Source organism: Pseudomonas sp. WPR_5_2 (assembly GCF_003634475.1).
Classification (GTDB): domain Bacteria; phylum Pseudomonadota; class Gammaproteobacteria; order Pseudomonadales; family Pseudomonadaceae; genus Aquipseudomonas; species Aquipseudomonas izuensis.
The window spans coordinates 118,045-129,796 of the sequence record NZ_RBLA01000002.1 but is presented as its reverse complement, the minus strand read 5'-3'; the positions used below and the strand labels follow the sequence as shown (position 1 = coordinate 129,796).

The 11,752-nt window shown below is 61.0% G+C and carries 12 protein-coding genes; 4 read left to right on the top strand and 8 right to left on the bottom strand.

What is annotated here, in order from left to right:
* The first annotated feature begins 159 nt into the window (after positions 1-159).
* Complete coding sequence (locus BJ917_RS09270; protein WP_096509959.1) at positions 160-600, top strand: CBS domain-containing protein; 441 nt, start codon at positions 160-162, stop codon at positions 598-600.
* Positions 601-725: 125 nt separating this feature from the next.
* Here the strand turns inward: BJ917_RS09270 and BJ917_RS09265 are convergent, their stop codons facing one another.
* A complete protein-coding gene (locus BJ917_RS09265; RefSeq protein ID WP_096509958.1) occupies positions 726-1,349 on the bottom strand; it encodes a glutathione S-transferase family protein in 624 nt (207 codons plus the stop codon).
* A gap of 221 nt (positions 1,350-1,570) precedes the next feature.
* Between BJ917_RS09265 and BJ917_RS09260 the strand changes: the two genes are divergently transcribed.
* A complete protein-coding gene (locus tag BJ917_RS09260) occupies positions 1,571-2,014 on the top strand; it encodes a hypothetical protein (protein WP_121103172.1) in 444 nt (147 codons plus the stop codon).
* Positions 2,015-2,088: 74 nt separating this feature from the next.
* Here the strand turns inward: BJ917_RS09260 and BJ917_RS09255 are convergent, their stop codons facing one another.
* Positions 2,089-3,174 carry a DUF1615 domain-containing protein gene (locus BJ917_RS09255; protein WP_121103171.1) on the bottom strand — a complete coding sequence of 362 codons (1,086 nt, stop codon included), beginning with the start codon at positions 3,172-3,174 and terminating at the stop codon, positions 2,089-2,091.
* Between the two features lie 311 nt (positions 3,175-3,485).
* On the opposite strand from BJ917_RS09255, the gene BJ917_RS09250 reads away from it, so the two are divergent.
* A complete protein-coding gene (locus BJ917_RS09250; RefSeq protein ID WP_121103170.1) occupies positions 3,486-5,021 on the top strand; it encodes an FAD-dependent oxidoreductase in 1,536 nt (511 codons plus the stop codon).
* Positions 5,022-5,146: 125 nt separating this feature from the next.
* On the opposite strand, the gene hemB is transcribed toward BJ917_RS09250, so the two are convergent.
* Positions 5,147-6,121 carry a porphobilinogen synthase gene (gene hemB / locus BJ917_RS09245; protein WP_121103169.1) on the bottom strand — a complete coding sequence of 325 codons (975 nt, stop codon included), beginning with the start codon at positions 6,119-6,121 and terminating at the stop codon, positions 5,147-5,149.
* Between the two features lie 143 nt (positions 6,122-6,264).
* Complete coding sequence (locus tag BJ917_RS09240) at positions 6,265-6,975, bottom strand: glutathione binding-like protein (RefSeq protein ID WP_096509953.1); 711 nt, start codon at positions 6,973-6,975, stop codon at positions 6,265-6,267.
* 370 nt (positions 6,976-7,345) lie between these two features.
* Between BJ917_RS09240 and BJ917_RS09235 the strand changes: the two genes are divergently transcribed.
* The gene (locus BJ917_RS09235) at positions 7,346-8,020 is read left to right on the top strand and encodes a histidine phosphatase family protein (RefSeq protein ID WP_096509952.1); all 675 of its coding nucleotides are present in this window, start codon (positions 7,346-7,348) and stop codon (positions 8,018-8,020) included.
* Positions 8,021-8,126: 106 nt separating this feature from the next.
* Here BJ917_RS09235 and mnmH read toward each other — a convergent pair whose 3' ends face one another.
* The 4 genes from mnmH to BJ917_RS09215 all read right to left on the bottom strand — a co-directional run bounded on the left by mnmH (position 8,127) and on the right by BJ917_RS09215 (position 11,561).
* Positions 8,127-9,230 carry a tRNA 2-selenouridine(34) synthase MnmH gene (gene mnmH / locus BJ917_RS09230; RefSeq protein ID WP_096509951.1) on the bottom strand — a complete coding sequence of 368 codons (1,104 nt, stop codon included), beginning with the start codon at positions 9,228-9,230 and terminating at the stop codon, positions 8,127-8,129.
* Positions 9,230-10,264, bottom strand: coding sequence for a selenide, water dikinase SelD (gene selD / locus BJ917_RS09225; RefSeq protein WP_096509950.1), 1,035 nt, complete (start codon positions 10,262-10,264; stop codon positions 9,230-9,232). Before selD ends, mnmH begins: the two co-directional genes overlap by 1 nt.
* A gap of 139 nt (positions 10,265-10,403) precedes the next feature.
* Positions 10,404-11,360, bottom strand: coding sequence for a zinc-binding alcohol dehydrogenase family protein (locus tag BJ917_RS09220; RefSeq protein ID WP_096509949.1), 957 nt, complete (start codon positions 11,358-11,360; stop codon positions 10,404-10,406).
* Positions 11,361-11,387: 27 nt separating this feature from the next.
* Positions 11,388-11,561 carry a DUF1427 family protein gene (locus tag BJ917_RS09215; RefSeq protein WP_096509948.1) on the bottom strand — a complete coding sequence of 58 codons (174 nt, stop codon included), beginning with the start codon at positions 11,559-11,561 and terminating at the stop codon, positions 11,388-11,390.
* Between the last annotated feature and the right edge of the window lie 191 nt (positions 11,562-11,752).

Below are 11,752 nucleotides of genomic sequence, written 5' to 3'. Positions count from 1 at the left end.
GCCAGCTCCCACAGGGTTCGTGGTGTATTCGTGATCGGGGTTTATCAAAGAAAATCCGCCAAATGGCGTTTTTTGCGTGTTATCTGCCGCTTTCGCCCTTGCCCTGCGCGCTTGGGTCTACGATTCTTCAAGGACAACGACAACACCCGGAAAACCGCCATGAAAACCGTCGCGCAACTGCTCAAGTTGAAAGATCAGAAAAACCAGGAAGTGCACCAGATCAAACCCGATCACATGGTGCTCGAAGCGCTGATGAAGATGGCCGAAAAAAACGTTGGCGCCTTGCTGGTGGTGGAGAACGACCAGGTACTGGGCATCATCAGTGAACGGGATTACGCGCGCAAACTGGTGCTGCACGGACGTTCTTCGGTGGGCACGCCGGTGCGCGACATCATGGTGTCGCCGGTGATCACCGTGGACACGCACCAGACCGTCGACACCTGCCTGGGCATCATGTCGGACAGGCGCCTGCGTCACCTGCCGGTGGTGGAAGACGGCAAGTTGATCGGCTTGCTGTCGATCGGTGACCTGGTCAAGGAAGCCATCGCCGAGCAGGCTGAGCTGATCCAGCAGTTGGAACAGTACATTCGCGGAGAATGACTAAAACTCACCGCATATTCCCTGTGGGAGCGAGCCTGCTCGCGAAGACGGAGTGTCAGCCAATGCATGCTTTGACTGACTTACCGCCTTCGCGAGCAGGCTCGCTCCCACAAGGTGTGTGTGGTTCAGGCCGGCCAGTGCCGGGCGAAAACCGGCGCCAGTGTGGGGTGGCGGTCGATGCGCTCCAGCCAGGCGTAAAACCCCGGCCGGGTACTGCGCAGATGCTCCCGGCTTCCCGCCCAGCGCGATATCACCGCCGCCAGCACGTCCAGCGCGCCAGGTGTCTCGTCGTCCAGGTACAGCTCTGCCGAAAACTGATCGGCAAACACTTCCCAACTCCAGTGCAGCCGCGCGCGACTGCCAGCGATCAGGTTTTGCCGCGAAGCTTCATCCGCTTCGGCCAGCCAGCGTTCCGGAAAATCGATGACGCCGATGGCGGCATAACAATTGCTCACGATATAGACCATGCCCCGTATCGCCTGATCGCGGTCGGCAGGTTTTTTCGGCAGCAGGTTCGACTCGGGAAATGTCAGCCCCAAATGAATCAGGATGGCCGCACTCTCGGTGAGGATGCTGCCGTCAGGCAATTGCAGTGTCGGGATCTGCTTGAGTGGATTGAGCTTGCGTAAATCCTGGGCGGCCTCGGCAGATGACTCGACATCGATGAAGCGAAAGGGAACCCTGCAAAGCACAAGCGCCGCCTCGATCGCCGCGGCGCCGGAGTTTTGATAACCATAGAGCTGATACATGCACACCTCCTTGCGATGACTCGCGCCAGCTATCCAGTGTAGAAGCCGCCACCGATCGCGCCGCGTTCGTCCGACGACTGCATCATCAGTCTCACAACAGGTAGGACGATCGCCCTATCGATAACATCGATGTTCACCATCACGTCAATGAAGTTCTCTTAAAAATCCTGCGGCGTAACATCTGCTCCATACCAACCCATTACACCCCGGAGCACACGATCATGAAACGCCAGACCCTCCTCAGCATCGCTTTCTCGGTTTTCGCAGTGAACGCTTTCGCCGCGACTTCGGCTCAACCTGTAGTCGCTGAAGGCGGCTCGGATCGCCTGATCGAACATCGTGTGGCTGAAGGTGGCTCTGATCGCCTGATCGAAAGCCGTGTGGCAGAAGGTGGCTCTGATCGCCTGCTCGAAAAACGCGCTGTGGCGGCTGATGGCTCCGATCACCTGCAAGGCAACCGTGTCGCCGCCGATGGCTCCGATCACCTGCAGGGTAACCGCGTCGCTGCCGATGGTTCCGATCACCTGCAAGGCAACCGTGTCGCTGCCGATGGCTCGGATCACCTGCAAGGCAACCTTGTCGCTGCCGATGGCTCCGACCACCTGCAGGGCAACCGTGTCGCCGCCGATGGCTCCGATCACCTGCAAGGCAACCGCGTCGCTTGACTGAATCGCTACATCGCAGCACCCAAAAAGCCCGGCCTGATCAGCCGGGCTTTTTTCGTTTTCTTCCCGACATTTCAGCGCGCCATACAGCGCTGGTAACGCTCGTCCACCCGTTTGGCAAACCACGCCGTGGTGAGTTTGCGGGTGATTTTCGGGCTTTGCAGCACGATCCCCGGCAGCACCTCACGGGGCAATGGCCGGCCTTCGGCCTGTTCGGCCAACGCGAACACCCGCTGGTAGAGCCGGGTGTTTTCGAACGCCAGCGTGTTGCCCTCCTCCAGTTGATCCCTGATCGTCGGATTGCGCATACCCAATTGCTGGCCGAGGGTGCGCACGGCCCTTTCCGTGGTGCCGGGCATGATCGAGTCATAGCGGACCAGATCACCATCCAGCGCCAGCGGGATACCTGAAGCCCGGCTCACGGCATTCTGGAACGCGGCATTGCGGCTGGCGTACCAGCCGGCGTTGAAATCAGCGAAGCGATACAGTGGCTGTGGGTAGCTCACCGGGTAACCGAGCAAATGCGCGATGCCGAAATACAGGCCGCCACGGCGGGTAAAGACTTCACGGCGGATCGAGCTGTCCACCGGGTAGGGATAGTCCTTCGCGTGCTGCTCGGCGAAGTCGATGCTGACCTGCATCGGTCCGCCGGTATGCACCGGATTGAAGCCTGCAAACAGGGTCTTGCCCATCGGCACCATGCCGATGAAGTCGTCGAAAATCGCGCTCAGTTCCTTTTCGCTGCGCGCTGCATTGAGCCGGTCGCTGTAGCTTTTGCCAGTGGGCGAACGCACCTGCAACGCGCCGCTGACCAACAGGCCGGGAATGTGCGCCTTGGCCGCCCGGCGGTCGATCTCGTCACGGGCAATCTTGCCCAGGCCCGGTACGGGCGGATCGGCCTGGAAGGTCGACTCCTGCTCGGTGACGGCCAGTACCGCACAGAGGTTTTGCGTGGTGGGCGCAATGTTCTGTGCGGCAAACGCGGCGTAGATGTCCGTGGCCCAGCCTTGGCGGTCAACGGCTTGAGCCGGCAGCAGGCGCACGATTTGCGCCTTGACCTCGGCGGGTGTGCGCACCGGTGGCTCCCGGGTCTGTTGGCTGCCGCATCCGGCCAGCACCAGCAAGGCGGCGATGCTCATGATCAAACGATGGGCTTGCATGTTGCTCCAGGAAGTCGGTAAAGCCGGGTCAACCATAAGGCCGATGGCAGGGTGATGGCTATGACCGTCGCGACGATGCGCTGTTCCTCAACCCTGACACGAACCCTGTGGGAGCGAGCCTGCTCGCGAAAGCGGTGGGTCAGTCAGCATGGATATTGGATGTGAGGGCCTCTTCGCGAGCAGGCTCGCTCCCACAGGGGATCTCTGCCGCTCAGATCATGGAATCTCCCACAGGAGGTCGTTGGACACACGGTCTGGCTGCCCGGCCTGTTTGGACCATACTTGCTCCACTCAGTGAGGAGGACAGGCACATGCATCGTAGCGACGTGTTGATCATCGGTGCCGGCCCGACCGGGCTGGTACTGGCACTGTGGCTGAGCAGACTGGGTATTCGCGTGCGGATTATCGACAAAACCTCGACGCCCGGCACCACCTCCCGAGCGCTGGCGGTTCAGGCGCGGACACTGGAGCTGTATCGACAGCTCGACCTCGCCGACGCCGTCGTCAAGAACGGCCATCGCGTGGCGGCAGCCAATTTCTGGGTCAAGGGCGAGCCCGTGGCCCGCTTGCCCCTGAACCGGGTCGGCGAAGGCCTGACGCCCTACGCGTTCCTCGAAATTTATCCACAGGACGAGCACGAGCGCCTGCTGATCGACCGCCTCGAAACCTTCGGCATTACGGTAGAGCGCAACACCGAACTGCTCGGGTTCGATGAAACCGGTGACAGCATCACCGCCACCCTGCGCCTGCCCGATGGCCAGCAGGAAACCTGCCAGGCCTGTTACCTGGCCGGCTGCGACGGTGCCCGGTCGATTGTGCGCAAGGCCCTGGACACCGGATTCCCCGGTGGCACCTATCAGCAGATTTTCTATGTCGCCGATGTCCAGGCCAGCGGGCCGGCGTTCAATGGCGAACTGCACGTGGATCTCGATGAAGCGGATTTTCTCGCCGTGTTCCCGTTGGCCGGCGAAGGTCGTGCACGCTTGATTGGTACGGTCCGTGACGAACGCGCCGAACACGCCGAAACCCTGCGATTCGAGGACGTCAGCAGCCGGGCCATCGGCCATATGCAGGTGAAGATCGAGCAACTGAACTGGTTCTCCACCTACCGCGTGCATCATCGGGTGGCGAATCATTTCCGCACCGGGCGCGCATTTTTACTCGGCGACGCCGCCCATGTGCACAGCCCCGCCGGTGGTCAGGGCATGAACACCGGGATTGGCGATGCGATCAACCTGGCCTGGAAACTCGCGGCCGTATTGAGCGGCGGCGCCGAGGCCCGACTGCTCGCCACCTATGAAGCCGAACGCATCGCGTTCGCCCGCAAACTGGTGGCCACCACCGACCGGGTCTTCACCTTCGTCACCGCCGAAGGGCGCATGGCCGACCTGCTGCGCACACGCCTTGCGCCGTTCCTGCTGCCGAAAATGGCCTCGTTCGAAACGTCCCGCGAATTTCTCTTTCGCACGGTGTCGCAGATCACCCTGAACTACCGAGGGATGCCCTTGAGCACGGGCGTGGCCGGGCACGTTCACGGCGGCGACCGCTTGCCCTGGGCGCACGATGGCGAGGGGGACAATTTCGAATCGCTGAAATGTCCGACCTGGCAAGTGCATGTGTATGGCGACACCAGCGACGAGATGATCGCCTGGTGCAACGAACATCATTTGCAGCTGCATGTGTTTGACTGGCGACCGGCGTTCGAAACGGCAGGCCTGGGGCGAAACGGCTTTTACCTGTTGCGGCCGGATACGTATGTGGCGATAGCCGAAACGTGCTCGGATCCGAAGGTGATCGAGCGGTATTTCAGCCATCACGGGATCAGGCCGTTTTTTGGCAAATCCTGAAACCATCACACCCCCCCCTGTGGGAGCGGGCTTGCCCGCGATGGCGGCGGTAGATTCAACATAAATGTTGAACAGGCTGGCCTCATCGCGGGCAAGCCCGCTCCCACAGGGGCTGTTGGCTGGTTTTAGATCCCGGCCAGGGCCAGGTCCATCGCAAAGTAGGTAAAGATCAGATCCGCCCCCGCCCGCTTGATCGCCCCCAGGCTTTCGCGCACCACGCGCTCTTCGTCGATGGCCCCCGCCTGCGCGGCGAACTTGATCATCGCGTACTCGCCGCTGACCTGATACGCCGACAGGGGCAGGCGCGAGGCTTCGCGGATGTCGCGGATGATGTCCAGGTAGGCACCTGCCGGCTTGACCATCAGCGCATCGGCGCCTTCCTGTTCGTCCAGCAACGATTCGCGCACCGCCTCGCGGCGGTTCATCGGGTTCATTTGATAGCTTTTGCGGTCGCCCTTGAGCGCGCTGCCCCCGGCTTCGCGGAACGGGCCATAGAGCGCCGAAGCGAATTTGGTCGAGTAGGCCATGATCGCCGTCTGGGTGAAACCGGCCTCATCCAGTGCCCGGCGGATGGCCCGGACCTGGCCGTCCATCGCCGCCGACGGCGCAATCACGTCGGCACCGGCGCGGGCCGCCGCTACGGCTTGCTTGCCAAGGTTGATCAGGGTCTGGTCGTTATCCACTTCATGGTTGTGCAGCACGCCGCAATGGCCGTGATCGGTGTATTCACAGAAACAGGTGTCGGACATGACGATCATGTCCGGCACCGCGTCCTTGGCAATGCGCGACATACGCGACACCAGACCGTCTTCGCGCCAGGTGTCGCTGCCATTGCTGTCCAGGTGATGGGACACGCCGAAGGTCATCACCGACTTGATCCCGGCCCGGGCATAACGCTCGATTTCACCGGCCAGTTTCGATTCCGGAATGCGCATCACCCCGGGCATGCTTTTGATCGGCACGAAGTCGTCGATCTCTTCTTCGACGAAGATCGGCAGGACCAGATCGTTCAGGCTGAACTCGGTTTCCTGGAACAGGCTGCGCAGGCTCGCATTGCGGCGCAGACGGCGTGGACGTGCTTCGGGGAACTGGCTGGACATGGGCAAATCCTGAAAATCGGAGATTATATGTACTCAAAACCCTGTGGGAGCGGGCTTGCCCGCGATGGCGGCGGTACATTCAACATAGATGTTGGATATGCCGACTTCATCGCGGGCAAGCCCGCTCCCACAGGGGGTAGTGATTAGTTGGAGACGGGGTTCGGGATTTCCAGCCCGCGCTTCACCGCCGGCCGCGCCAGGAAGCGCTCCAGCACCCGGGTGACGTTAGGGAAATTATGGATACCCACCAGATCGCCGGCCTCATAGAAGCCGATCAGGTTGCGCACCCACGGAAAGGTGGCGATATCGGCAATGGTGTAGCGCTCGCCCATGATCCAGTCCCGGCCTTCCAGGCGTTTATCAAGGACAGCCAGCAGGCGCCTGCTTTCTTCGACGTAGCGGTCACGGGGACGCTTGTCTTCGTAGTCCTTGCCGGCAAATTTGTTGAAAAAGCCGAGCTGGCCGAACATCGGGCCGATCCCGCCCATCTGGAACATCAGCCACTGGATGGTTTCATAACGTGCCGCCGACTCCTGGGCCAGCAGTTGCCCGCTCTTGTCGGCCAGATAAATCAGAATCGCCCCGGACTCGAACAACGGTAGCGGTTGGTCATCCGGGCCGTGCGGATCGAGGATGGCCGGGATCTTGTTGTTGGGATTCAACGACAGGAATTCGGGAGACATCTGATCGTTGGTGTCGAACCCTACGCGGTGTGGCTCGTATGGCAGGCCGATCTCTTCGAGCATGATCGAGACCTTGACGCCGTTGGGGGTCGGCAAGGAGTACAGCTGAATCCACTCCGGATACCGGGCCGGCCATTTTTTGGTGATGGGGAATGCAGACAAATCGGTCATGGGGATGGGTCCACGGGAAAATTGAGAATGTCGATCATAATGCAGATGGTGCGGGGTGTGACGCGTGGCGCCATCAATACCGTTGATGGTCAAGATCAAAGGAGATCACAGCGCTCTGATGCACCAGACAGTGTATTGTGTCCACAATTTCGCAACATCCTGTCGATAACCTTTACACGCACCTGTTTAAGGTTACCGGTACATTGCTGCGCCCCGTGGCCGGAATCGAACCAAATGGGCCTCAGGGGACTCTGAGCACTGTCCGTTATAAACGGACTGGCTTAAACGACATGGAAAACACCCGACGCAGGAAATTCGCGGTATAAAGGATTGTCAGCCTTCACCCAATACGCTGAAGAACCCATTTTCGATGACGAACTTTCTGAAACTCGCCAATCGCTTCAAACACCGCGCCTTTATATTCCTGCCCGCCCTGCTGGCAGCGGGTGCGTTGTTCATGTTGCTGGAGGCCCGCGAAAGCCGCGCTCAACCGGCGGACGGCACGCAGACGCTGGTGTTCCTGCGCCACGCTGAAAAGCCTGCCGGCGGCCTGGGCCAGCTCAATTGCCAGGGCCTGAACCGCGCCATCGACCTGGCGACCCTGCTGCCGGAAAAATTCGGCAAGGCCGACTATGTGTTTGCCGCCAACCCGACACGCAATGTCGAGGAAGGCGAGCTAAACAATTCCTACAGCTACATCCGCCCGTTGATGACCATCAGCCCCAGTGCGATCAAGCTCGGCTTGCCGGTGAATATCAATTTCTCGGCCAACGACACCAGCGACCTGGCCGAGGAACTGCTGCATGACAAGTATCACAACTCGGTGATCTACACCGCCTGGTCCCACGGCTACCTGCCGGAGCTGATCAACAAGGTCGCCGGGGACGCCGTCGGTGAGAAGCAGACCATCACCGAGGATTGGGAATCCAATGATTACGATTCGCTGTATGTGCTGACCCTGACCTGGCATAACGGCAAGGCCAGCCTGCAAAGCCACACCTACAAGCAAGGGCTGAATAATGGGCCTGAGACTTGTCCGATTTGAGTTCTCCACTGCCTGTTGGGGCCTCTTCGCGAGCAGGCTCGCTCCCACAGGGAACAGATTCAATGTGGGAGCGAGCCTGCTCGCGAAGGGGCCGGCAAACCCACCATCACCCCCGCAGACTGCCCCGCTCCCGCAAATACGCCAGCACCGCCCCCCGCTCCCCGGCAAACTCGATCCGCGCGCCCTTTTTCTCCCGCTGAAACGCATACATCGGGTCGTAATACTCAACCAGTAGCCCTTCGATCCAGCTCCGGTGCAAATCCACCGCGCCGCTGCGTCCCTGCTCCGCCAGGGCGTCTTCCATCAGCACCAGCATCCGCCGATGCCGCTCGCCACCCAGGCGTTTCTGCACATTGTTCAGACTGTCCAGCAAGCGTTCGGAAAACAGCACAAAACCGTCGTCGCCATGCACGCGGATGAACTCGGCACACAGGTCCACCACATAATCACGCAGGATCCGCTCGACCCGTCCTTGCAGGCTGTCTTCGAGCCAGACCATCGGAAACTGCTGCATCCCCTGATACAGCGACAACGGCAACGCGCAACTGCCGATGGCCCGGCTCTCGTCTTCCAGCACGAATTGCTCACAGCCAAGGGCGCGCTTTTTCAGCAGGTCCACGGCAATACGATTCTCAAAGTCGATATTGGCCGGCTGGCCCGTGGCGCGTTTACCAAAACTGGAACCGCGATGATTGGCGTGACCTTCAAGGTCCAGCCCGTTGTTCAATTGCGTCAGCACTTCGGTTTTGCCGGTGCCGGTCATACCACCCAGCAGCACGAAATCGCACTGGGCAACGGCCTGATCGACCGTATTCAACAGGAAATTGCGCATGGCCTTGTAGCCGCCAGCCACCCGCGGATAGTCGATACCGGCCTCGTCCTTGAGCCACTGCTGGACGATCTGCGAGCGCAGTCCGCCGCGAAAACAATACAAATACCCATCGGGATGCGCCCGGGCGAAGTCCGCCCAGGCCTGGATGCGCTCGGCCTTGACCGCGCCGGACACCAGTTGATGGCCCAGGTCAATGGCGGCGTGCTGACCCTGTTGCTTATAGCAGGTGCCGACCCGTTGCCGCTCGTGATCGTTCATCAGCGGCAGGTTGACCACACCGGGGAAGGCGCCCTTGGCAAACTCGACCGGCGCGCGGACATCCATCATCGGCCGGTCGTTGAGGAAGATATCGCGGTAATCGGTGCTGTCGACAGCCATCAGGACACCTCGACCGCGTGTGTCTGTCGTTCGATCAGTTCACCAATCGGTGCCAGGTCCAGGCCCAGCCCCGCAGCCACCTTCAAGAACTGCTCGTTGCTGTCCGGGGTGACGGCGATCAGCAGCCCGCCACTGGTCTGCGGGTCGCACAGCACGCGTTTATGCAGTTCCTGCAAGCGTCCGAGCTTGCTGGCGTAGCTGTCGTAATTACGCAACGTCCCGCCGGGAATGCAGCCCTGTTCTAGGTAATACTCGACCCCCGCCAGACGCGGCACCCGGTCATATTGGATACGTGCAGTCAGGTTGCTGCCGTCAGCCATTTCCACCAGATGCCCGAGCAGCCCGAAACCGGTGACGTCGGTCATCGCCGTCACGCCATCGAGCTTGCCAAAGCGGCTACCGGGTTTGTTCAGGGTGCACATCCAGTCACGGGCCAGGCCGATGTCGGCATTGCGCAACTTGCCCTTTTTCTCGGCGGTGGTGAGGATGCCGATGCCCAACGGTTTAGTCAGGTAAAGCAGGCAACCGGCGGTGGCGGTGTCGTTGCGCTTCATGTGGCGTTTTTCCACCAGGCCAGTGACGGCCAGGCCGAAGATGGGTTCCGGCGCATCGATGGAATGCCCGCCAGCCAAAGGGATGCCTGCCTCATCGCACACCGAACGGCCGCCGCGGATCACTTCCCGGGCAATCTCCGGCGCCAGCACGTTGACCGGCCAGCCGAGGATCGCAATCGCCATCAACGGGTCACCACCCATGGCGTAAATATCACTGATGGCATTGGTGGCGGCGATACGGCCGAAATCGAAGGGATCGTCGACGATTGGCATGAAAAAGTCCGTGGTCGATACCACGCCGCGCTCTTCATCGATGGCGTACACCGCCGCGTCGTCACGCGAGGCATTGCCGACCCAGAGTCTGGGGTCCAGATTCTGCGCCCCGCTGCCGGCCAGAATCACTTCCAGTACCTGGGGGGAAATCTTGCAACCGCATCCAGCGCCGTGGCTGTACTGGGTCAGACGGATCGGTTCACTCATCGGGGGTACCTCGTAGGATCGATGAGGCCGATTCTAGCCTTGTGGGAGCGGGCTTGCTCGCGAAAGCGGTGAGTCAGGCACGTCAACGTTGGATGACACTCCGCTTTCGCGAGCAGGCTCGCTCCTACAGTGAGAGGGGTTATGGCAACAAAATCACCTTGTCACCACTGCCCTGATTGACTTCCGCGTAGCGCGCCAACCCTTCGGCCAACGGCGACTCGAACAGCCCCTGGGGCAATGGCAACAGGTCCTGATCGAAGAATTGGCCGAACTGATCGAGCATCGCCGCGCAGGCCTGTACGCCGTACAGCAGCGAGTTGATCCCTACCACCGAGCCGCCCTTGCGATACAGCGCCAGTGCCGGCAGCTGCACCATGCCATCCACCGGTGCGGCGATGATCGCGATACGGCCGAAGGTGGCCAATGCTGCGACGGAGGCTGGCAGCCAGAAGCCCGTGGTGTCGAAAATCACGTCAGCGCCACCGGTGAACACCGCATTCACCTGCGCCCCCAGGTCCTCGGGCTTGTCCAGTTGCAGCGTCCGGTAACCCTGGGCTTGCAAATCCTTGACCTGCTCCGGCCGCCGCGCCGCCGCCAGCACCTGGGCACCGCGCACTTTCGCCAATGCCAGCGCCGCACTGCCGACCGCCCCGCCGCCGATCACCAGCAAACGGGTTTCAGCGGTCACCAGGCTGCGCTCCAGCGCATCCCACGCCGTGGTATAGGGCACGCCAAGGCTGGCGGCCTGGGCAAAACTCAGATGACTGGGCTTGATCGCGACGCCCTTGGCCGGCAGTTTGACGAACTGTGCATGGGATCCATCGGCGAAAAAGCCCAATTCACGACCCGTGCCCCAGACCTGCTGGCCGATCAGTGCTTGCGGACCTTCAACGACGATGCCGGCGAAATCACGACCGGGAATCCTTGGCAACGTGGTGTAGGGAAAACGTCCCAGGACGTTCTTCACATCGCTTGGGTTGAGCCCGGCGGCCTTGATTTCGACCAACACTTCATCGGCACCGGGCACGGGGGTGGGCACCTCGACGTAGCGCAGGGCCGCGAGATCGCCGGTTTTGTCGAACTGCAAAGCTTTCATGTGGTTTTCATCCAGTAGATAAGGGATTCAGGAGATCCAGCCAGCGACCAACTGACGGCCCATCGGCCAGAGTTTTTCACCGGCCAGCATGCCCAGCAGGCCTACCAGGGCGATGGCTGGCGGTGCGGGGGAACGAAAATCCAGGGCACCGTAGATCAGGCCGACACCCAGGCCGATCGACAGGGAAATGAAGTAGCTCATGGCAGACTCCGCGGGCAATTGAGGTATGCCTGAAGTCTAGAGCGGGGTGGCCTCGAGCATCGGCCAAGTGCTTCTGAATTTCGGCCAAAACACCGCTACGCGAACCTGTAGGAGCTGGCTTGCCAGCGAACGCGGTGCTTCAGGCGACAACTGTATTGCCTGTGAGGACGCAATCGCTGGCAAGCCAGCGC